At 55.4% G+C, this 21,185-nt stretch carries 19 protein-coding genes; 7 read left to right on the top strand and 12 right to left on the bottom strand.

The window, feature by feature from the left end:
• Nucleotides 1-42 precede the first annotated feature (42 nt).
• Nucleotides 43-1,722 carry an AsmA family protein gene (locus ACNY69_RS19805; RefSeq protein ID WP_367395937.1) on the top strand — a complete coding sequence of 560 codons (1,680 nt, stop codon included), beginning with the start codon at nt 43-45 and terminating at the stop codon, nt 1,720-1,722.
• A 31-nt stretch (nt 1,723-1,753) separates the two neighbouring features.
• Here the strand turns inward: ACNY69_RS19805 and fabY are convergent, their stop codons facing one another.
• The 5 genes from fabY to typA form a co-directional block, all read right to left on the bottom strand.
• Nucleotides 1,754-2,701 (bottom strand): fatty acid biosynthesis protein FabY, encoded by a 948-nt coding sequence (gene fabY / locus ACNY69_RS19800; protein WP_293770573.1) that lies wholly within the window; start codon nt 2,699-2,701, stop codon nt 1,754-1,756.
• A gap of 59 nt (nt 2,702-2,760) precedes the next feature.
• On the bottom strand, nt 2,761-3,198 hold the full coding sequence (dtd, locus tag ACNY69_RS19795) for a D-aminoacyl-tRNA deacylase (RefSeq protein WP_111142112.1): 438 nt from the start codon (nt 3,196-3,198) through the stop codon (nt 2,761-2,763).
• The gene (locus ACNY69_RS19790) at nt 3,195-4,064 is read right to left on the bottom strand and encodes a virulence factor BrkB family protein (RefSeq protein ID WP_111142113.1); all 870 of its coding nucleotides are present in this window, start codon (nt 4,062-4,064) and stop codon (nt 3,195-3,197) included. The genes dtd and ACNY69_RS19790 overlap by 4 nt, the downstream gene beginning before the upstream one ends.
• A gap of 9 nt (nt 4,065-4,073) precedes the next feature.
• A complete protein-coding gene (gene yihX / locus ACNY69_RS19785) occupies nt 4,074-4,664 on the bottom strand; it encodes a glucose-1-phosphatase (RefSeq protein WP_111142114.1) in 591 nt (196 codons plus the stop codon).
• 210 nt (nt 4,665-4,874) lie between these two features.
• Nucleotides 4,875-6,698 carry a ribosome-dependent GTPase TypA gene (gene typA / locus ACNY69_RS19780; protein ID WP_111142115.1) on the bottom strand — a complete coding sequence of 608 codons (1,824 nt, stop codon included), beginning with the start codon at nt 6,696-6,698 and terminating at the stop codon, nt 4,875-4,877.
• Nucleotides 6,699-7,135: 437 nt separating this feature from the next.
• Between typA and glnA the strand changes: the two genes are divergently transcribed.
• From glnA to glnG, 3 genes are all read left to right on the top strand, one after another.
• Nucleotides 7,136-8,545: a glutamate--ammonia ligase gene (gene glnA, locus ACNY69_RS19775; protein WP_009088151.1), complete on the top strand. Its 1,410-nt coding sequence runs from the start codon at nt 7,136-7,138 to the stop codon at nt 8,543-8,545.
• 138 nt (nt 8,546-8,683) lie between these two features.
• Nucleotides 8,684-9,733, top strand: a complete 1,050-nt coding sequence (glnL, locus tag ACNY69_RS19770) for a nitrogen regulation protein NR(II) (protein WP_111142116.1) — start codon at nt 8,684-8,686, stop codon at nt 9,731-9,733.
• A 7-nt stretch (nt 9,734-9,740) separates the two neighbouring features.
• Nucleotides 9,741-11,150 carry a nitrogen regulation protein NR(I) gene (glnG, locus tag ACNY69_RS19765; protein WP_128085010.1) on the top strand — a complete coding sequence of 470 codons (1,410 nt, stop codon included), beginning with the start codon at nt 9,741-9,743 and terminating at the stop codon, nt 11,148-11,150.
• Nucleotides 11,151-11,190: 40 nt separating this feature from the next.
• Here the strand turns inward: glnG and hemN are convergent, their stop codons facing one another.
• Nucleotides 11,191-12,564 (bottom strand): oxygen-independent coproporphyrinogen III oxidase, encoded by a 1,374-nt coding sequence (gene hemN, locus ACNY69_RS19760; protein ID WP_418799743.1) that lies wholly within the window; start codon nt 12,562-12,564, stop codon nt 11,191-11,193.
• 233 nt (nt 12,565-12,797) lie between these two features.
• Entirely contained in the window at nt 12,798-13,319 is a 522-nt protein-coding gene (yihI, locus tag ACNY69_RS19755; RefSeq protein ID WP_111141988.1) for a Der GTPase-activating protein YihI, read from the bottom strand.
• Between the two features lie 549 nt (nt 13,320-13,868).
• On the opposite strand from yihI, the gene yihA reads away from it, so the two are divergent.
• On the top strand, nt 13,869-14,504 hold the full coding sequence (gene yihA, locus ACNY69_RS19750; protein WP_111141987.1) for a ribosome biogenesis GTP-binding protein YihA/YsxC: 636 nt from the start codon (nt 13,869-13,871) through the stop codon (nt 14,502-14,504).
• An 84-nt stretch (nt 14,505-14,588) separates the two neighbouring features.
• On the opposite strand, the gene spfP is transcribed toward yihA, so the two are convergent.
• The 5 genes from spfP to ACNY69_RS19730 all read right to left on the bottom strand — a co-directional run bounded on the left by spfP (nt 14,589) and on the right by ACNY69_RS19730 (nt 20,048).
• Entirely contained in the window at nt 14,589-14,636 is a 48-nt protein-coding gene (gene spfP, locus ACNY69_RS21685) for a small protein SpfP (protein WP_071892919.1), read from the bottom strand.
• Between the two features lie 284 nt (nt 14,637-14,920).
• Nucleotides 14,921-17,707, bottom strand: coding sequence for a DNA polymerase I (gene polA / locus ACNY69_RS19745; protein ID WP_418799740.1), 2,787 nt, complete (start codon nt 17,705-17,707; stop codon nt 14,921-14,923).
• Nucleotides 17,708-18,084: 377 nt separating this feature from the next.
• A complete protein-coding gene (dsbA, locus tag ACNY69_RS19740) occupies nt 18,085-18,714 on the bottom strand; it encodes a thiol:disulfide interchange protein DsbA (RefSeq protein ID WP_293770604.1) in 630 nt (209 codons plus the stop codon).
• Nucleotides 18,715-18,740: 26 nt separating this feature from the next.
• The gene (locus tag ACNY69_RS19735; protein WP_367395940.1) at nt 18,741-19,727 is read right to left on the bottom strand and encodes a serine/threonine protein kinase; all 987 of its coding nucleotides are present in this window, start codon (nt 19,725-19,727) and stop codon (nt 18,741-18,743) included.
• Between the two features lie 45 nt (nt 19,728-19,772).
• On the bottom strand, nt 19,773-20,048 hold the full coding sequence (locus ACNY69_RS19730; protein WP_418799737.1) for a YihD family protein: 276 nt from the start codon (nt 20,046-20,048) through the stop codon (nt 19,773-19,775).
• A gap of 44 nt (nt 20,049-20,092) precedes the next feature.
• On the opposite strand from ACNY69_RS19730, the gene mobA reads away from it, so the two are divergent.
• Nucleotides 20,093-20,659: a molybdenum cofactor guanylyltransferase MobA gene (gene mobA, locus ACNY69_RS19725; protein ID WP_293770608.1), complete on the top strand. Its 567-nt coding sequence runs from the start codon at nt 20,093-20,095 to the stop codon at nt 20,657-20,659.
• A gap of 1 nt (nt 20,660) precedes the next feature.
• Nucleotides 20,661-21,167 carry a molybdopterin-guanine dinucleotide biosynthesis protein MobB gene (gene mobB / locus ACNY69_RS19720; protein WP_293770610.1) on the top strand — a complete coding sequence of 169 codons (507 nt, stop codon included), beginning with the start codon at nt 20,661-20,663 and terminating at the stop codon, nt 21,165-21,167.
• The last annotated feature ends 18 nt before the right edge of the window (nt 21,168-21,185 follow it).

The following is a 21,185-nucleotide window of genomic DNA, read 5'->3' as shown; positions in this document are numbered from 1 at the left end:
GGCATAACAACCTCTCACCGGATTCAACTCGGGAAGGATGCAATGAAATTTCTTGGAAAGTTTTTCCTCACCCTGCTTTTGCTGCTGCTGTTCACCCTGGTGGTGATCTATGTTCTGCTGCAGACACACTGGGGTGCAGGCTGGTTCAGCCGTTGGGTGAGCGACAAAACCGAATGGCATCTCTCCCTGAGTAAAATTGAACACAATTTCTCTTCCCCCTCTCACATCATTCTGGATGACTTCAGCTTTGGTCACGACGGGCAGCCTGCGGTACTGGTCGCCAGACGGGTCGATCTCGGCCTGGCGCTGATCCAGTTCAGCGATCCGCTGCACTTCAGCAGCCTGGAACTGCGCGATGGCGAGGTGAATCTGGCCAATCTGACGCAGGGCAGCGCACTGCCGATTCAGGCCGACCGCCTGCAACTCAATAATATGCGTGTCGACAGCCCCAACACCGCGCTGCCGCTGCTCGCCCGCCAGGTGAATGGCGGCATCATGCCGTGGAAACCCGTTGCCCTGGATATGCTGGGCCGCGATGCCCGCTTCCAGATGAGCGCGGGCAGCATGACGCTGAATGAAGTACCGGCTGAAAACGTCCTGATCCAGGGCAGCGTTTCCCAGGGCCGGATGCGCATCGACAATATGGGGGCCGACCTGGCGCGCGGTTCCATGACCGGTAACGGTGAACGCGATGCCCGGGGCAACTGGAAGGTGAATCAGCTGCGCCTGAACGACATTCGTCTGCAGACCGCCAGCAGCCTGAAAGATTTTCTGCATAAGTTACAGGTGGTGCCCTCCCTTGCCATTACCCGGCTGGACCTGACCGATGCCCGCCTGCAGGGGCCGGACTGGGCGGTGACGGATCTTGATCTGACGCTGAGAAACGTGAACTGGCAGAACGATGACTGGCAGAGTAACGACGGTTCGCTGGCGCTGAATGCCAGCAACTTCATTAACGGCGGATTTGAGCTCAACGATCCCATTATCAACCTGGATTTCTCCCCGCAGGGTGTGGCGCTGACCCAGTTCAGTTCACGCTGGGCGAATGGGGTGATCCGGGCTGACGGTGAATGGTCACGCAGCGACAAACGTCTGACGCTGAAAAACCTGGCGGTGGCCGGGCTGGAATATACCCTGCCACAGGACTGGCGCGACCGCTGGCAGGCCACGCTGCCCGCCTGGCTGGAGAGTGTCGAGGTGACGCGCTTCACCTCGAACCGTAACCTGATCATTGATATCAATCCGGCGTTTCCTTTCCAGCTGACCTCTCTGGATGGCACCGGCGAAAACCTGCGGCTGGCGCAGCAGCATCAGTGGGGGATCTGGTCAGGTAAGCTCAGCCTGAATGCGGCCGAGTCGACCTTTAACCGCACCGATCTGCGTCATCCGTCGATTACGCTGAGTGCCGATGCGCAGCAGATTCAGGTGACGGAACTGAGTGCGTTCAGCAATAAAGGCCTGCTGGAAGGCACAGCCACCCTGGGCCAGCAGCCTGCCCGGCCGCTGACGCTGCAGCTGACAGGTCGTGCCGTGCCGGTCAATGTGTTGCAGAACTGGGGATGGCCGGCGTTGCCGTTATCCGGTGACAGCAATATGCAGCTGCAGCTGCGCGCGGCGCTCGCCGCCGGTCAGCCGCTGCGTCCATCGGTTAATGGCACGTTATCTGTGGTAACTGACAGTCAGCAGGTGCAGCAGACGATGCAGGCGGGCGAGGTCCGATAATCCCATCGGGGCCGCATGGCGGCCCCGAACCTCAGTTGATTCGTGCGCCGGAACCGCCCTCCTCCAGCGGCCCGTCGGGATCGGCAGGCAGAACGATATAGACCCCTTCAAACACCGCGCCACGCTCATCATCTCCAAACAGCTCGACTTCAAGCTGCACGCGCGCTTTACGTCCGCGCGCCAGCCGGTCGAGATCGCCGCTTAAGGAGCCCAGGTCGGCAATGGCGCCCGGCCGTCCGCTGATGGGCTGGCTGTAGCGGATGTGCGCATCCGCCAGAATAATGGTGCCGCCAAGGTGACGCTCGCGCAGCAGCAGCCAGATTAATCCCCAGCCGGTCAGCGTAGCCAGTGAGAAGAGGCTCCCGGCGAACAGGGTATGATGGGGATTCTGGTTGCCCGCTTCCGGCATGGTGGTGATAAATTTCTGCCCGGTAAACTGCAGGATGCGCACCCCCATCTTCTCGCTGAGGGGGATGTGATCGTACCAGGCCTGTTGCAGCTGACCGCACCAGTCGGCGCGATGCAGGATATCGTCAAGGGTGACGACCGGTTTAATCATCAGGAAGTGACGTACCGGCGTAGTCTGCGGCGCGGTGATCTCGCCCTGATTGATGTAGCCCAGTTTGGCGAAGAAGGCGACGGCATCCTCACGGGCACTGCAGGTGACCCGCTTGACCCCCTCCTGACGCGCCACCGACTCCAGCGTCATCGCCACCAGCGTACCCAGGCCTTTGCCCTGCACCGAGGGGTGAACGGCCATAAAGCGGATCGCGGCCTCGTTGTCGGCATTGATATAGAGACGGCCAATGGCGACCGGGTTTCCCTGCTCATCAACCACCATCTGATGATGCGCCAGGGCATCCCACGCGTCACGTTCCGACCCCGGCGGCTGGCGCAGAGGTTTACGCAACATCTCCCAGCGGAACTGATAATAGATATCCAGCTCTTCCGCCGTCTGTGGCACACGAAGGTGATACATGTAATGTTTCTCCCGTTCGGAGCTTGCGTGGCCTGATCCCTGCCGCTCAGCTGACGATCTCACACCTGCAACCAGAACGTTACAGGACCATCATTCACCAGCGAAACCTGCATATCCGCGGCAAAACGACCGTTCGCCGTGGTGATGGCCTGCTGGCGACAGCAGTGGCTGAAGTATTCATACAGACGTTCCGCTTCAGCCGGCTCGGCTCCCCCTGAAAAAGAGGGGCGCATCCCTTTTTGCGTGTCTGCGGCCAGTGTGAACTGCGACACCACCAGCACGCTTCCGCCCGTCTGGCGGAGGCTCAGGTTCATTTTGCCCTGTTCGTCACTGAAGATGCGATAGCCCAGTACACGTTCTGCAAGACGCTCCGCACGCGCGTTGTCGTCGCCTTTTTCCACGCCCAGCAAAACCAGTAATCCGGCACCAATTTCGCCAACCACCTGCTGGTCGACGCTGACGCTGGCTCGCTGCACGCGCTGAATCAATGCAATCATGTTTCCTCGCGTTGTTCTTCTTTTTGCTGCTGTTTCAGCTGCCGGTAGTCGGCTAAGGTGACAGTTATCTCCGCACCCAGCAACACAATACACCAGGTCCAGTAGACCCAGAGAAAGAGAATCGGGATCACGGCCAGTACACCGTAGATCAGCTGATAAGAGGGGAACATCGTAACATAGAGCGCGAAGCCCTTTTTTCCCAGCTCAAACAGCGCACCCGCCACCAGCGCACCAATCAACGCATCGCGCGGCGGTACACGCTGGGTCGGAACGATGCTGTAGAGCAGCCAGAAGGCGAACCACGACAGCAGCAGTGGAAAAATACGCAGCATCTGATCGACCAGGCTGGTGACGCCAGTGGCGTTAATCCAGCGCAGCGACAGCAGATAAGAGCTGATCGCCAGGCTGGCACCGGCCAGCAGCGGACCCAGCGTCAGGATCATCCAGTAGACCGCGAAGGAGTAAACCATCGGCCGCTTCTTGTCGCTACGCCAGATGGTGTTTAACGCAGTATCGACCGAATGCATCAACAGCAGGGCGGTCACGATCAGGCCGATCGCCCCGACCGCCGTCATCCGGTTTACGTTAGCAACAAACTGCTCCAGATAACGCTGCAGCGTGTTGCCTGCGGCGGGCATTAAGTTGTTAAAGACGAACTGCTTCAGCTGCACGCTGATATCGGAGAAGACCGGAAACGCGGCAAACAGGGCAAACACCACCGCGATCAGCGGCACCAGCGCCAGCAGTGAGACATACGCCAGATTACCCGCCTGGGTCGTCATACCGTCTTCATCAATGCGTTTCCACAACAGCCGGAGCCACAGCCAGAAGGCATGCAGCCCGGGATGAAATTTATGTGACATCATGAGTAACTGTTAACCTGCAAACCAGTTGGGGACTGTCGAACTGTCAGTCACCAGTACACTTTCAATTCCCAGGGCGCGGGCCGCCTCTATATTGTCGGGATTATCATCAAAGAAGACCGCCTGATCGGCCGTCACCCCTTCCGCCGCCAGAACGTGCTGGTAAATCCGGGCTTCCGGTTTACGCATGCCCAGATCCTGCGACAGATAGAGCCTGTCAGCGGCCTGCTGCACATCCGGGTACTGCGTTGGCCAGAATTCACAATGCAGTCGGTTGGTGTTTGAGAGGATCACCACCCGATGGCCCTCCAGCCGCAGCCGGTTCATCAGCGCCAGGGTTTCCGGACGCACATCCACGAACACCGCCTGCCAGCCCGCAGCGAACTGCTCATAGCTCAGCGCGATCTCCAGTTTTTCACACAGCGCCAGTGCGAAATCTTCATCGCTGATCTCGCCGCGCTCATGCTGTTCAAATGCCTCATCCATCCGGAAATGGCTTTGCAGCGACGCCAGCGGCACACGACTCAGATCACTCCAGACACCCAGCACGCGGTTAAAGTCGATATCGATAATCACATTGCCTAAATCAAAGATATACAGCATGGTGTCTCTCCCTCGGTTCCCTGGACTATTCACTCTAGCGGCAAAAGTGCAGGCTGAACAGGCATCCGCGGAGAGAAAAGCGTAAACGCCGGAAGGCGAGCAAAACGTGCGGGAGTACAGATGAGCCGGGCGGGGTCCGGCTGAAAAAAGCGGGGCTTCAGGCAAAAAAAAAGCCCCGCATGGCGGAGCTTTTCTCAGTTAAAGGCGCAATTATGCGTCTTTAGAACCACGCGAAGCACGTTTACGGTCGTTTTCTGTCAGATGACGTTTACGGATACGCACTGACAGCGGCGTCACTTCTACCAGTTCGTCATCATCGATGAACTCGATAGCCTGTTCCAGCGTCATTTTCTGCGGTGGAACCAGGGTCGTGGCTTCATCCGTACCGGAAGCACGCATGTTGGTCAGCTTCTTACCGGTCAGACAGTTAACGGTCAGGTCGTTAGAACGGCTGTGAATACCGATGATCTGGCCTTCATAGACTTCTGCACCGTGACCCAGGAACAGCTTACCGCGATCCTGCAGACCGAACAGGGCGAACGCAACAGCTTTACCCTGACCGTTAGAGATCAGTACGCCGTTCTGACGCTGGCCGACTTCGCCCTGACGGATGTCATCGTAGTGGCTGAAGGTCGAATAGAGCAGACCGGTACCGGAAGTCATGGTCATGAATTCGTTACGGAAGCCAATCAGACCACGGCTTGGGATCACGTAGTCAAGACGTACGCGGCCTTTGCCATCCGGATCCATGTTTTTCAGGTCGCCTTTACGCTCGCCCATGGCTTGCATAACGGAACCCTGATGCGTCTCTTCGATATCCAGCGTAACGTTTTCGAATGGCTCCTGCTTACGGCCTTCGAACTCACGGAAGATGACTTTCGGACGGGATACCGCCAGCTCGAAACCTTCACGACGCATGTTTTCGATCAGAACAGAGAGGTGAAGCTCACCACGACCTGATACGCGGAACGCGTCAGCATCTTCGGTTTCTTCAACACGCAGTGCCACGTTGTGAACCAGTTCTTTGTTCAGACGCTCAAGGATCTGACGTGAAGTCACGTACTTACCTTCTTTACCGCAGAACGGTGAGGTGTTGACGTTGAAGAACATGGTAACGGTTGGCTCATCGACGCTCAGTGCCGGCAGCGCCTGCACGTTCTGTGGATCACAGATAGTGTCAGAGATGTTCAGCTCGCCCAGACCGGTAATCGCGATGATATCGCCCGCTTCGGCCAGATCGCTGTCGATACGCTCAAGACCCAGGTGAGTCAGGACTTTGCCGACTTTACCGTTACGGGTTTTGCCTTCGCTATCGATGATAGTGACCTGCTGGTTAGGCTTCACTTTACCGCGTTTGATACGGCCGATACCGATCACGCCCAGGTAGTTGTTGTAGTCCAGCTGAGAGATTTGCATCTGCAGTGGCGCTTCAACCTCAACCTGAGGCGGAGAAACGTGGTCGACGATCGCCTGATACAGCGGGGTCATATCGTCAGCCATGTCGGTGTGCTCCAGACCCGCAATACCATTCAGCGCAGAGGCGAAAATGATAGGGAAGTCGAGCTGCTCATCGGTCGCATCCAGGTTAACGAACAGATCGAAGACCTGATCCACAACCCAGTCCGGACGCGCGCCAGGGCGGTCTACTTTGTTGATAACCACAATCGGCTTCAGACCATGCGCGAACGCTTTTTTGGTCACGAAGCGGGTTTGCGGCATAGGGCCATCCATCGCATCTACAACCAGCAGCACCGAGTCCACCATGGACATAACGCGCTCAACTTCACCACCGAAGTCGGCGTGTCCTGGGGTATCAACGATGTTGATACGGTAGTCATTCCACTTAATGGCGGTGTTTTTTGCGAGGATGGTAATCCCACGCTCTTTCTCCAAATCATTGGAGTCCATCACACGCTCGGTTGCTTCGGTACGGGCATCAAAAGTACCGGATTGTTGCAGCAGTTTGTCAACCAGGGTGGTCTTTCCATGGTCAACGTGCGCGATGATGGCGATGTTACGCAAATTTTCGATCACAGCTTTGCCTCAGGCATTAGAAATAGCGCGCTATTGTACACGGATTAAGCGGAAGACTGAACACGATCACACTTTTCACTGAAAGTTTATTGCATTGGCGCAAATTCGCACTGTTCCCGGTGCAGAAAATGCACTAAGTTGGTCCTGCGCACCAAAATGGTGCTCAAAGTGCACTCAGCAGCACCATCATGGTGCACTAAAACCATCGTGGTGCAGCGTCTTAATGACAAAAAGGTGCAGCACAAGGCGATTTAAGCAACATCAAAAAAGTTGGCACAGAATTCGCTTTAGTCTGTTTAAGCGTAAACGCCAGTCAGATGTCGGTTGAAGAGCGTGCCGGAAGAGGTGGAGCAGGAAGCAGTTTCCCGCCACGCCTTCCGGAAACGACGTTTCCTCGCCATGTAGATAATGAAAGACCATTTCCAGGAGAGTTGAGTATGTCCGCTGAACACGTTCTCTCGATGATGAACGAGCATGAAGTTAAGTTTGTTGACCTGCGTTTTACCGATACCAAAGGTAAAGAACAGCACGTTACGATCCCTGCTCACCAGGTTAACGCTGACTTCTTCGAAGAAGGCAAAATGTTCGATGGTTCCTCTATCGGCGGCTGGAAAGGCATCAACGAATCAGACATGGTGCTGATGCCTGACGCGACCACCGCGGTCATGGATCCTTTCTTCGAAGATTCTACGCTGATCATCCGTTGTGACATTCTTGAGCCAGGCACCATGCAGGGCTACGATCGCGACCCGCGCTCCATCGCCAAGCGTGCAGAAGATTTCCTGCGCTCTTCCGGCATCGCGGATACCGTGCTGTTTGGACCAGAACCTGAATTCTTCCTGTTTGATGATATCCGTTTTGGTTCATCAACCTCCGGTTCACATGTCGCTATCGACGATATCGAAGCCGCATGGAACACCGGTAAAGAGTACGAAGGCGGTAACAAAGGCCACCGTCCAGGTCTGAAAGGCGGTTACTTCCCGGTGCCACCGGTTGACTCATCACAGGACATCCGTTCTGCCATGTGTCTGACCATGGAGCAGATGGGCCTGGTCGTTGAAGCGCATCACCACGAAGTGGCAACCGCAGGTCAGAACGAAGTGGCAACCCGCTTCAACACCATGACCAAGAAAGCGGACGAAATTCAGATCTACAAATATGTCGTTCACAACGTCGCGCACGCTTACGGCAAAACCGCGACCTTTATGCCGAAGCCTATGTTTGGCGACAACGGTTCAGGCATGCACTGCCACATGTCGCTCTCTAAAGGCGGCCAGAACCTGTTTGCCGGCGATAAGTACGGCGGCCTGTCTGAAATGGCACTGTTCTACATCGGCGGTATCATCAAACACGCTAAAGCGATCAACGCCCTGGCGAACCCGACCACCAACTCCTACAAGCGTCTGGTTCCGGGTTACGAAGCACCGGTCATGCTGGCTTACTCAGCCCGTAACCGTTCCGCCTCTATCCGTATTCCGGTTGTTGCCAGCCCGAAAGCCCGCCGTATCGAAGCGCGCTTCCCGGATCCAGCGGCTAACCCATACCTGGCGTTCACCGCGCTGCTGATGGCTGGCCTGGATGGCATCATCAACAAGATCCATCCTGGCGATGCGATGGATAAGAACCTGTATGACCTGCCACCGGAAGAAGAAGCTGAGATTCCAAAAGTTGCAGGCTCTCTGGAAGAAGCTCTGAATGCACTGAACGAAGACCGCGAGTTCCTGACCCGTGGCGGTGTGTTCACTGACGAATCAATCGACGCTTACATCGAACTGCGTAAAACAGAGATGGACCGCGTTCGCATGACGCCACACCCGGTTGAGTTCGAGCTTTACTACAGCGTTTAACTGGTCAGACATTTTTGTTGCCGTGGAAACTTTTAGCCCATCTTCGGATGGGCTTTTTTCTCCGCGAATTCACCGTTCATTCGCGCCCTTTCAGGCTTAAAGAGTAAAATGCACCTATTTAGTGCAGAGGAACGTGGTATGGCAACTGGCTCTCTGCCCGATGCAGGGCAGATTCTCAACGCGTTGATCAACAGTATTCTGCTGGTGGATAACGATCTGGTTATTCATTACGCCAACCCGGCCGCGCAGCAGCTACTGGCGCAAAGCTCGCGCAAACTGTTCGGCACGCCGTTACCGGAACTGACCGGCTACTTCTCGCTGAATATTGAGGTGATGCGTGAGAGTCTTGAGGCTGGCCAGGGTTTTACGGACAGTGAAGTGACGCTGGTGGTTGATGGGCGGGCGCACATTATGTCGCTGACCGCCCAGCGGTTACCCGACGGCTTAATTCTGATGGAAATGGCGCCGATGGATAATCAGCGTCGTCTCAGTCAGGAGCAGTTACAGCACGCCCAGCAGGTGGCCGCCCGCGATCTGGTTCGCGGCCTGGCCCATGAGATTAAAAACCCGCTGGGTGGATTGCGCGGCGCGGCACAGCTCTTATCCCGTGCCCTGCCCGATCCCTCGCTGAACGAATATACCAAAGTGATTATTGAACAGGCTGACCGGCTGCGGAATCTGGTTGATCGTCTGTTAGGGCCGCAGCAGCCAGGTATGCACATTACCCAGAGCATTCATCAGGTGGCCGAACGCGTGGTCAATCTGGTGTCGATGGAGCTGCCGGAGAATGTCTCGCTGGTGCGGGATTATGATCCCAGCCTGCCCGAACTGCCGCACGACCCCGACCAGATCGAGCAGGTGCTGCTTAACGTGGTCCGCAACGCCCTGCAGGCGCTGGGTGATGAGGGCGGCACGATTATTATCCGCACCCGTACGGCTTTCCAGCTGACGCTGCACGGCACCCGTTATCGCCTGGTGGCACGTATTGATATTGAAGATGATGGCCCCGGCATTCCGGCCCAGCTGCAGGATACGCTGTTCTATCCGATGGTCAGCGGACGTGAAGGCGGAACCGGTTTAGGCCTCTCGATTGCCCGTAGCCTGATTGATCAGCATTCAGGAAAAATAGAATTTAACAGTTGGCCAGGACATACCGAGTTTTCGGTTTACCTGCCTATTCGCCAGTGAGGTTTCTATGCAACGAGGGATAGTCTGGATCGTCGATGACGATAGCTCCATCCGCTGGGTGCTTGAACGCGCGCTCACTGGAGCCGGTTTAAGCTGTGCGACCTTTGACAGCGCAGGCGAGGTGCTGGATGCCCTCTCAACCAAAACCCCGGACGTTTTACTGTCAGATATCCGCATGCCGGGCATGGATGGCCTGGCGCTGCTGAAACAGATTAAACAGCGTCATCCGATGCTTCCGGTCATCATTATGACGGCGCATTCAGATCTCGATGCCGCCGTCAGCGCCTATCAGCAGGGGGCGTTTGATTATCTGCCTAAACCTTTTGATATTGATGAAGCCGTGGCGCTGGTAGAGCGTGCGATCAGCCACTATCAGGAGCAGCAGCAGCCGCGCAATCAGCCGGTCAGCGGACCGACGACCGATATCATCGGTGAGGCCCCGGCGATGCAGGATGTCTTCCGCATTATCGGACGGCTGTCGCGCTCGTCGATCAGCGTTCTGATTAATGGTGAGTCGGGAACCGGTAAAGAGCTGGTGGCGCATGCGCTGCATCGCCATAGCCCGCGCGCCAAAGCGCCGTTTATCGCGCTGAATATGGCCGCGATCCCCAAAGATTTGATCGAATCTGAGCTGTTTGGTCACGAGAAAGGTGCCTTTACCGGCGCGAATCAGATCCGTCAGGGCCGTTTTGAACAGGCTGATGGCGGCACGCTGTTCCTGGATGAAATCGGTGATATGCCGCTGGATGTGCAGACCCGCCTGCTGCGCGTGCTGGCCGATGGCCAGTTCTATCGTGTCGGGGGCTATGCGCCGGTTAAAGTGGATGTGCGTATTATCGCCGCGACGCACCAGAACCTGGAACTGCGCGTGCAGGAAGGCAAGTTCCGCGAAGACCTGTTCCACCGCCTTAACGTGATTCGCGTGCATCTGCCTCCTCTGCGTGAGCGTCGTGAGGATATTCCGCGTCTGGCGCGCTATTTCCTGCAGGTCGCCGCCCGTGAGCTGGGTGTGGAAGCGAAGATTCTGCACCCGGAAACGGAAACGGCCTTAACCCGGCTGCACTGGTCGGGTAACGTGCGCCAGCTGGAGAACACCTGTCGCTGGCTGACGGTAATGGCAGCCGGTCAGGAAGTGCTGATTCAGGATCTGCCCGGGGAGCTGTTCGAATCGAGCACGCCGGAGAATCCGGTGCAGTCACTGCCGGACAGCTGGGCCACGCTGCTGGCGCAGTGGGCCGACCGCGCCCTGCGTTCCGGTCATCAGAATCTGCTGTCGGAAGCGCAGCCGGAGATGGAGCGTACGCTGCTGACCACCGCCCTGCGCCATACGCAGGGCCACAAGCAGGAAGCAGCCCGTTTACTGGGCTGGGGACGCAACACACTGACGCGCAAGCTGAAAGAGCTTGGCATGGAGTAAGCGGTTCAGGACGGGCTGGCAGGATTGCCGGCCCGTTTTTTCAGATCACGCGGGAGAACTGCTGCTGACGCGCTTTCTGACGCAGATAGCGATCAAAGCACATGCAGATATTACGAATCAGTAACCGGCCAATTCCCGTCACCTTCAGCCCTGTTGCGGTACATTCCACCAGCCCGTCAGCAATCAGCGGTTCCAGCAGCGCCAGATCCTCAGCAAAGTAATCCCTGAAGTCGATCCCCCACTGCGCTTCTGTGGCAGCAAAATCCAGCGAGAAGTGACAAATCAGCGTTTTAATCACATCACGCCGCAGGCAATCATCCTCGCTTAAGGTGAGACCGCGCCACAGGCCATTTCCCTGCCGTTCCACACAATCATACCAGGTATTGAGCTCTTTCTGATTCTGGGCATAACTGTCGCCAATCATACTGATGGCGGAGACGCCCAGCCCCAGCAAATCGCTGTCGCCCTGGGTGGTGTAGCCCTGAAAATTACGGTGCAGCTGCCCGCTGCGCTGCGCAATAGCCAGTTCATCCTGCGGCTTCGCAAAGTGGTCCATGCCGATAAACTGGTAACCCTGCTGCGTCAGGGTCGCGATGGTCTGCTGCAGAATATCCAGCTTCTGCTGAGCGGAGGGCAGCTCATCCTCTTTGATTTTGCGCTGCGCCGCGAACATCGCAGGCAAATGCGCATAGTTAAACACACTCAGGCGATCCGGGCTCAGCGCCAGCACCCGCTCCAGCGTCCAAGCGAAGCTGGCGGGCGTCTGCAGGGGCAGACCATAGATCAGGTCGATGCTGGTGGAGCTGAAGCCCTGTTCGCGGGCCCGCGCCACCAGGCCGAAAATCACCGCCTCGTCCTGCACCCGATTGACGCGCTCCTGCACCGCTTTATTGAAATCCTGCACGCCCATGCTCAGACGATTGAATCCCAGCGATCGCAGGTGATCGATCATATCCAGCTCAATTTCCCGCGGATCGACCTCGATCGACATCTCAGCCTCGTCGGTCAGCGTGAAGTGCTGTTTCAGCAGCACCATCAGCCGCGAAACCTGGGCTTTGTCGAGAAAGGTAGGCGTCCCCCCGCCCCAGTGAAGCTGCGTAACCTGACGCTGACGAAACAGCGGCGCGCGCTGAATAATCTCCTGCTCAAGCACATCCAGATAGCGGTCAGCCTTATGGCGCTGACGCGTCACAAGCTTGTTGCAGCCACAGAAGTAGCAGAGACGATGGCAGAAAGGAATATGGACGTAGAGTGACAGCGGGCGATCCGGATAGCGTGCCACGGCGCGCCGGAAATCGGCTTCCGCGAACTGTTCGCTGAACTCCAGCGCTGTGGGATAAGAGGTGTAGCGCGGACCGGCGTAATTGTACTTTTCAATTAGCGCCCGATCCCAGTCAGTCTGCAGCGATGGCATGCTCACTCCTTCCGGTGACGTCGTCTGAGAGAAGGTCGCGAAGAAGAAGGGATGAAAGGTGAGCGGGATGAGACCCGACGTAAACGTTGCTTCAGACGCGACAGGCGTCGTAGTTTAAACAATAACCACAGCAGATAACATGTCGCCAGCAGCGCGAAAATTGATCCAGGCCAAAACATTGTCGTTTACCTGAAATGTGCGGCATGCGGGAACCACATGCCGATCAAATTGGCTTAATTGCCCTTCAGCAGGCGATACATATCTTCTTCTGCCTTGTCATCTTCGTCATCATCCATCACGATGCCCAGCTGCTCCATCAGTTCATCGATGCGATCCAGCGAGGCATCCAGCCAGCCCTGATCTTCAGCTGACAGCGTTTCGCCATTTTCCAGTCGATCCAGCAGCGCATCCAGACGCTCATCATTTTCCAGCTTCGCCAGCTCTTCCTCAGGCGTCAGACGTACTTTTTTCGCGGCGGGCTTTTCGACGCTTTTCTTTGGCTTAGTGGCCGTGGTCTTTCCGTCTGCAATCAGGGCGACCGGTTTTTTACTCCCGATGCGTGGGTCTTTCGCGCTGTCCGACTGACGCCCGCTGCTATTGGCAGGCGCTGCCGGATTCGCACGGCTGCCAGATGCGTGCCCGCGATGCTTTTTATCACGTTTGCGATCGCGCGCTTCGTTGTTGATTTCGTCACGCGATTTGCGTTTGGCTTTGCCGGCAGGTTTGCCGTGCGCAGCTCGTGCAGGTTGCTTCATAGTGTTCGGTCCCGGCTTTTTTATTCAGTATAGAATTGCGGCGAAATCTAGCAGAAACCAGACAAAGAAAAAAGGCGACAGCTCAAGCTGTCGCCTTATTTCATACCTTCATAAGAAGGAATCATGTTTTAAATCCTTTTTGGCTCGTAACATCCCGGTCAATCCCGCGCCTGCTCAACTCCTGAGCTATTCCTTATCCCTGTCCGGTCCTCTCCTCTGACCGCTTCCATTCCCTCGCTCATTGCCATCCTGACATCCCTGAGGCATCTTCCTGATGGGTGCTGCCGTGCACTGCACACTAATGTAGACCAACTGGTAAAACCCTCAAGTCGCCATCGAAAATAGTTCGTTCAAAAAAGAAACGAAAATATGTAATCAATTGAATTTTATCTTTTTTTATTTTAAGTAATTAAAGTAAAAAGCGAAATAACCCGCAGCAGCTATGGCAAATATCTTACACAGTTTGTTAAAGAGATGTGATTGAGCACTTTCGCGCCATAACGCGTATAATCGCCGGCATTGCCTTAATGCGTTTTTTGGAGTGTCACCTTGTCTGAACTGAATTATCACGTTACCCACTTTGTCATGAGCGCGCCGGATATCCGTCATCTGCCTGCCGATACCGGAATTGAAGTGGCTTTCGCTGGCCGCTCAAACGCGGGAAAATCGAGTGCGCTGAATACGTTAACCAATCAGAAAGGTCTGGCGCGTACCAGTAAAACGCCGGGACGTACGCAGCTGATTAACCTGTTTGAAGTCAAAGAGGGCAAGCGTCTGGTCGACCTGCCTGGCTACGGCTATGCCGAAGTCCCGGAAGAGATGAAGCTGAAGTGGCAACGTGCGCTAGGGGAATACCTGCAAAAACGTCAGGCACTGAAAGGACTGGTCGTGCTGATGGATATCCGCCACCCACTCAAGGATCTCGACCGCCAGATGATTCAGTGGTCAGTGGAAAGCGGCATACCGGTACTGGTGCTGCTCACCAAAGCCGATAAACTCGCCTCGGGTGCCCGTAAAGCCCAGCTGAATGTTGTGCGTGAAGCGGCGCTCGGCTTTGCCGGAGATGTACAGGTCGAGCTCTTCTCATCGCTGAAGAAAATTGGCGTGGATAAAGTGCGTCAGAAGCTGGACAGCTGGTTTAACACGCTTGAACCGGCTTATGAGGATCAGGACGCCGAAGAGTAAGGCACTGCCCCGCGCTGCTGAAGCGACGCGGTGAAAAGCCCAATAAAAAACGCCCCAGTCACAGAATGACTGGGGCGGCTAAATTCAGCCAAATCCGATTACGTGAAGTAAAAGGTCTGAAAGATAGAACATCTTACCTCTGTACCCTACGCGACGAACTTTACCTGATTTTCTGTGCGTGACAAAGGCTTTTTTGTTGCTTACTTACATCAAAAAGGACTTTTTTTACCATGCTCGTCACAGAATTAGCGTTGCGATGTAGTTAAATGACGAGAAAAATGTTTAGCCGATAGGCAGTTAGAAAACCACTTGTGTGTCATACCAGCCTTCGCTCAGCTAAACCGGTTAACCCAACGATTTTCTTATACCTGAGTCCGGGTCGATCCCTCTCATCTGAACCGACCCGCAGCAGGCAATCAGTGGGCTTCGTCCCAGTTATCGCCCACGCCGACTTCCACCAGCAGCGGCACGTCGAGCCGCACGCTGCCTTCCATTAGCGCCTGGATTTTCTGGCTGGCCTCTTCAACCGCTTCCGCTTTGACCTCGAAGACCAGTTCATCATGAACCTGCATGATCATTCTGACGGTGTCATCGTTTTGCTGCTCAAGCCACGCATCAACAGCAATCATTGCCCGTTTGATGATATCTGCTGCCGTTCCCTGCATCGGCGCATTGATCGCGGCACGTTCGGCGGCTTTACGGCGAATGGCGTTGCCCGATTTAATATCGGGCAGCCAGAGCCGGCGGCCTTCCAGTGTTTCGACATAGCCTTTACTCGCCGCCAGCTGACGGGTGTTCTCCATATAGCGCAGTACGCCAGGATAACGTTCGAAGTAGAGATCCATATACTTCTTCGCTTCGCCCGCCCCGATATTCAGCTGACGTGACAGGCCAAAGGCGCTCATCCCATAGATCAGACCAAAGTTGATCGCCTTGGCACTGCGACGCTGTTCACCGCTGACCTTCTCCAGCGGCACCCCGAACACTTCCGATGCTGTGGCGCGGTGAATATCTTCGCCCTGAGCAAACGCGTCCAGTAACCCTTTGTCCTGGGAAAGGTGCGCCATAATACGCAGTTCGATCTGCGAATAGTCCGCAGCCACGATGCGATAACCTTTCGCCGCCACAAAGGCCTGACGAATCCGCCGCCCTTCATCATTGCGAACCGGAATGTTCTGCAGGTTTGGATCGGCTGAAGAGAGACGCCCGGTCGCGGTCACGGCCTGATGATACGAAGTGTGCACGCGCCCGCTTATCGGGTTGATCATCTGCGGCAACTTATCCGTATAGGTCGATTTCAGCTTGGATAAACCGCGATGCTCCAGGATCACTTTTGGCAGCGGATAATCGAGTGCCAGCTCAGCCAGCACCTCTTCACTGGTGGAAGGCGCACCACCCGGGGTTTTCTTAGTCGGTTTGATGCCCTGTTTTTCAAACAGGATCACCTGGAGCTGTTTGGTGGAGGAGAGATTGAAGGGTTCGCCCGCCAGCTCATGCGCTTTTAACTCCAGTTCTGCCAGGCGTGCCGTCAGCTCTTTCGAGTGTTGCGCCAGTATGCCCTGATCGATCAATACGCCATTACGCTCTATCCGGGAGATCACGGTCAGCAGCGGCATCTCGATCTGCTCGAAAACGTTCTTCGGCCCCGCTTCTTTCTCCAGCTCTGGCCACATCTTCAGATGCAGCTGCAGGGTGACATCGGCATCTTCAGCCGCATAGTGCGAAGCCTGTTCCAGTGCAATCTGGTTGAAGGTCAGCTGATTTTTGCCTTTGCCGGCGATCTCCTGGAAGGTGATCGTCTTGTGGTGAAGCCAGCGTGCGGCCAGGCTGTCCATATCATGCTTGCCCACCACGCTGTTCAGAATGTAGGACTCAAGCATGGTGTCGAATCTGATGCCCGCCAGTTCGATGTCGTAGTTCTTCAGCACGCCACGGTCATACTTCAGGTTCTGACCCACTTTCCAGACGCTGTCATCTTCCAGCAGAGGTTTAAGCTGCGCCAGCACGGCCGCGCGATCCAGTTGATCAGGCGCATCGAGATAGTCATGGGCAACCGGCAGATAGGCGGCTTCCCCGGGGGCAATGGCGAAACTGATGCCAACGATGCTGGCGCTCAGGGTGTCCAGCGCATCGGTTTCCAGGTCAAAGGCAAAGACGTCGCTGTTTTTCAGCTTCTCCAGCCAGGTTTCAAACAGCGCCTGGTCCAGGATAGTGACATATCCTTCTGATGAGAGAACGCTGCGGGTTTCGACCGCAGGGGCTGGCTCATCGGCCAGGGCTTTCTGCGCCTGGGTGTTGCTCTTTTTGCCCTGCAGCCATTTGCCCTCCTGCAGATCGCTCAGCCAGCGTTTAAACTCATAACGGCTGAACAGAGCCTGCAGTGCCTCCACATCCGGTTCAGTGACCGTGAGCGCCTCGCACGGCTGCTCCAGCTCAACATCGGTCTTAATGGTCGCCAGCTGGTAGGAGAGAAAGGCCACATCGCGATTCTGTTCGAGTTTCGTCGCCATGGTTTTCGCACCACGGAACGAGAGAGCGGCAACCTTATCCAGATTGTCATAGATCGTCTTCATGCTGCCCAGCCCCTGCAGCAGCGCCTGCGCGGTTTTCTCACCCACGCCCGGTACACCGGGAATGTTGTCCGAGCTGTCGCCCATCATGGCGAGGAAATCGATGATCAGCGCAGGGGGAACACCATATTTGTTCTCTACCTCTTCCGGCCCGAGAATGGTGTTTGTCATGGTGTTGATCAGCGTAATGCCTGGCGTGACCAGCTGGGCCATATCTTTGTCGCCCGTACTGATCAGCACCGGGAGACCTTTTTTCTCCGCTTCCAGCGCCAGCGTACCGATTACATCATCAGCCTCAACGCCGCTCACCGCCAGCAGCGGCAGCCCCATCGCCCGCACCATCTCATGGAGCGGCTCGATCTGCGCACGCAGATCGTCAGGCATCGGGGGACGGTGAGATTTGTAATGCTCAAACAGCTCGTCCCGGAAGGTTTTGCCTTTGGCATCGAACACCACAGCAACGTGACTCGGATTATATTGCGCCAGCAGGCTTTTCAGCATGTTGAGCACGCCGTACATGGCGCCAGTGGGTTCACCTGCACTATTGGTCAGCGGCGGAAACGCGTGATACGCGCGATAAAGATAGGATGAGCCATCAACCAGAATCAGGGGATTTTCTGCAATTTGCGCCATAAGTCTGTGTCGTCTTCGTTGCGATGAGTTGGGTTATAAGGATGCCACAACCTGGCAGAAATGGTGAACTAAGGCGTACCGCGCCAGGTTTTTTTCATGCTTCCGGAAGCCGGATCGCAACGATCGTTCTGTGGATAACTTTGTGCGTAAAAATTATAACGGTCTGTTTTTCAGGGCTCCGTACAATTCAGTATCAAATAAAAATCAATAATTTCAATTGTTTATTTTATTTCCGTGACCCGATCGCTATTTTTAATAGCGCGATCCCTTGTGTGGATATTAAATTTATGCCCTGGAGATGGACAAAAAGCAGACGGATGTTCAAAAGCCAAAAAAAACGCCAGCAGCGCTGGCGTTTAATGGAAGGGTGAAGCCGATTACTTCTGGCTTACAAGGAATTTAACCACGTTCGCATAGTCCGCGACGAAATTATCCATAGAGCTGGTATCCAGACCGCCGTTGTTCACCATGTATTTGCCGTTGACGAACATGGCAGGCACACCGCGAAGATCCACATCCGCAGCGGCTTTCTGCTGCTGCGCTACCAGGGCTTTAACCGCAAAGCTGTTCCAGGCCGCATCATAATCCGCAGCAGAGATACCTGCCGCCTGGACAAAGGTCGCTTTCAGGCTGGCAGGATCGGTAATGGTCTGGGTTTTCTGGATGCCATCGAAAATAGGTGCCGTGACTTTATCTTCCACGCCCAGCGCCATCGCGACAGCCCAGGCCTGAGTTACGACCGGACCCAGATCGCCGCCAAGGAAATCAACATGGTATTTCACCAGTTTAACGTCAGCAGGCAGATTCTTTTTCACCGCGTCATTGACGTGATAAATGCGTTCAAACTGATAGCAGTGCGGGCAGAAGAAGGAGAAGAACTCCATCACCTGAGGTTCGCCAGCTACCGGCTTCTGCAGATTCACATATTGTTTACCTTCAGTGAACTGGGCAGCAGACGCGCTGAATGCCAGCACTAAACCCATCAGTGCAAACCAAATTTTCTTCATCGTGAAAAAATCTCCTGACTACGTCATTAATATTGCGGTGTCAGCTGCAGAGGAGGTTCCTGCAACAGCTTCTCCTGCTCGGTAAAGAGTGAAATCTGCCTGCGCCAGAAATCTTCATCTGTCATCCAGGGAAACGCGCGCGGAAAAGCGGGATCCTCCCAGCGTCGGACAACCCAGGCCAGATAATAAACCATGCGCATGGCGCGTAAAGGCTCAATCAGTGACAATTCATTAATATCGAAGTCACTGAATTCGCTGTACGCCTCCAGCAGGATATCCCACTGAATACGCTGTTCCTGCCGGTCGCCGTTAACCAGCATCCAGAGATCCTGCACAGCGGGGCCGTTACGAGCGTCATCCAGATCGACGAATAACGGCCCGTCACGCCACAGGATATTACCCGGATGGCAGTCCCCATGTAATCGTAGCGGCTGCCACGCAGTGTGCCACTGTTGCTGCAGCGTGTTTCCCAGCTTATCGACAGCCTGTAGCAGGGGGGCTTTGAGCGATTCAGGAACGAGCAGAGCGCGCTCCAGCACCTGCCGGGGTTCATGCAGATATTCTTCCAGCCCTATAGCTGGCCGATGGCTGAAAAGGGCTTTACGCCCGGTCTGATGAATGCGCCCCAGAAAACGGCCAACCCACTCCATCTGATCTTCGTTGTCTGTCTCATACTGCCGCCCGCCGAGACTGGGAAAGACAGCAAAAAAGAAGCCCGCGTGACTGTGCAATGACTCGCCCTGCAATCGTAGCGGCGCGGCAACCGGCACTTCGTCAGCCAGCAGGTCATGCGCAAACTGATGCTCTTCCGCGATCTGTTCCGCACGCCAGCGCTGCGGACGGTAAAACTTTGCGACGTAGCGGCGTTTTTCATCATCGCTGAACTGGTAAACCCTGTTTTCATAACTGTTCAGGGCTGTCAGGCCTGATTCGACGCGGATCCCGGTCTCCCACAGCGCATCCAGCAGCACGTCAGGATTCAGAGTCTGGAAGTTAAAAGCAGCGTCGCTCATGATGTTACCTGTAGTTGCCCTTGCATTTAGCTGCCAAGGATAACATTACTCGTCCGATTTAATGACCCCCCGTGCGCGCAGCAGGGCGGTTTTGAAATCAACTTCATAATCTTTTTTCAGGCCCGGAATCGCATCATCGCGGGCGGAGTCACGCATTTTGAGATGGTAAATTAATACATCGTCCGTTAATTCACTTAACGGGCCACGGAAACCAGATTCCTGAGCCAGTTTCTGCAAAAATGTGACCAGATTGAGGTCTGGCTCTTTTTGCCAGGCGGGTTGCAGCAGCGCAAGCAGTTCATTTAAACGATGACATTTCATTTCGTTTTCTCCTTTCACAACGACTTATCAGCGAGGGCAGACGCATGACGACAGTAACCGGCATCATTCTGGCCGGTGGTCAGGGCCGCCGTATGGGTGGTCAGGACAAGGGATTAGTGCAACTCAATGGCAGGCCGCTTTATGAGCATGTTCTTGAACGGTTCAGGCCACAGGTCAACATTGTCATGATTAATGCGAATCGTAATATTGATCGCTATCAGTTAAGCGGGTGTCGGGTGATTCAGGATCTCGTCGGGGATTATCCTGGCCCGCTGGCTGGCATCTATAGTGCATTGCGCGCTATTGATGATGAATGGGCAGCGTTCTGTTCCTGCGATACGCCAGCCATTCCGCTTAACTTTGTTGAAAAGCTGGCCGGACAGCGCGGAGCAGCACCGGCGGTCTGGGTTCGTTCGGCGTCGCGCGACCACCCGACGCTGGCCCTGGTTCACCGGAAACTGGCGGCACCGCTTCAGGCGTATCTGGAGGCGGGTGAACGGCGCCTTATGCACTTCCTGCGCGACCATGGCGGTCATGCTGTTCAGCTGGATGATGATGAGTCGGCTTTCCGCAATATCAATACACCTGAGGATCTGAAGGAGAGACGCTGAGATGGCATTACCCCTTCTTGCTATTACAGGCTGGAGCGGAACCGGAAAAACGACGCTGCTACAGCAGGTGATCCCCCTGCTGGCCAGTAAAGGGATTCGCGCCGGGCTGATTAAGCATACCCATCATCAGATGGATATTGATACACCCGGCAAAGATAGCTATCTGCTCAGAAAGGCGGGAGCCCGTCAGGTCATCGTAGCAAGCGCGCAGCGGTGGGCATTGATGTGTGAGACGCCGGAAGAGCCCTCTGTTAATCTGCCTTATCTGCTGAGCCGCATGGATCCCTCTGTGCTGGAGATTGTGCTGGTCGAAGGCTTCAAAGATGAACCCGTGCCTAAAATTGTGCTCTGGCGCGCCGGGATTAAAGGAGGCGTCGGTGAACTGCTTGATGAGCATGTTATCGCGGTGGCCAGCGATCAGAAACTGGATCTGGCGCTACCCGTTCTGGATCTGAACAGCCCGGAAAACGTGGCAGATTTCATTGCTGAGTGGCTGAAAAAACGTTGAAGAAGGCGAGACTGATAT

It is taken from the genome of Pantoea graminicola, assembly GCF_048452665.1.
Taxonomy (GTDB): Bacteria; Pseudomonadota; Gammaproteobacteria; order Enterobacterales; family Enterobacteriaceae; genus Pantoea.
This window is presented reverse-complemented; position numbering and strand designations above follow the sequence as displayed.

Bases quoted from the DNA above. Each gene is read 5' to 3' on its own strand.
- ACNY69_RS19805 (WP_367395937.1), top strand. From the start codon at position 43: ATGAAATTTCTTGGAAAGTTTTTCCTCACCCTGCTTTTGCTGCTGCTG.
- fabY (WP_293770573.1), bottom strand. From the start codon at position 2,701: ATGTATCACCTTCGTGTGCCACAGACGGCGGAAGAGCTGGATATCTAT.
- dtd (WP_111142112.1), bottom strand. From the start codon at position 3,198: ATGATTGCATTGATTCAGCGCGTGCAGCGAGCCAGCGTCAGCGTCGAC.
- ACNY69_RS19790 (WP_111142113.1), bottom strand. From the start codon at position 4,064: ATGATGTCACATAAATTTCATCCCGGGCTGCATGCCTTCTGGCTGTGG.
- yihX (WP_111142114.1), bottom strand. From the start codon at position 4,664: ATGCTGTATATCTTTGATTTAGGCAATGTGATTATCGATATCGACTTT.
- glnA (WP_009088151.1), top strand. From the start codon at position 7,136: ATGTCCGCTGAACACGTTCTCTCGATGATGAACGAGCATGAAGTTAAG.
- glnL (WP_111142116.1), top strand. From the start codon at position 8,684: ATGGCAACTGGCTCTCTGCCCGATGCAGGGCAGATTCTCAACGCGTTG.
- glnG (WP_128085010.1), top strand. From the start codon at position 9,741: ATGCAACGAGGGATAGTCTGGATCGTCGATGACGATAGCTCCATCCGC.
- hemN (WP_418799743.1), bottom strand. From the start codon at position 12,564: ATGCCATCGCTGCAGACTGACTGGGATCGGGCGCTAATTGAAAAGTAC.
- yihI (WP_111141988.1), bottom strand. From the start codon at position 13,319: ATGAAGCAACCTGCACGAGCTGCGCACGGCAAACCTGCCGGCAAAGCC.
- polA (WP_418799740.1), bottom strand. From the start codon at position 17,707: ATGGCGCAAATTGCAGAAAATCCCCTGATTCTGGTTGATGGCTCATCC.
- dsbA (WP_293770604.1), bottom strand. From the start codon at position 18,714: ATGAAGAAAATTTGGTTTGCACTGATGGGTTTAGTGCTGGCATTCAGC.
- ACNY69_RS19735 (WP_367395940.1), bottom strand. From the start codon at position 19,727: ATGAGCGACGCTGCTTTTAACTTCCAGACTCTGAATCCTGACGTGCTG.
- ACNY69_RS19730 (WP_418799737.1), bottom strand. From the start codon at position 20,048: ATGAAATGTCATCGTTTAAATGAACTGCTTGCGCTGCTGCAACCCGCC.
- mobA (WP_293770608.1), top strand. From the start codon at position 20,093: ATGACGACAGTAACCGGCATCATTCTGGCCGGTGGTCAGGGCCGCCGT.
- mobB (WP_293770610.1), top strand. From the start codon at position 20,661: ATGGCATTACCCCTTCTTGCTATTACAGGCTGGAGCGGAACCGGAAAA.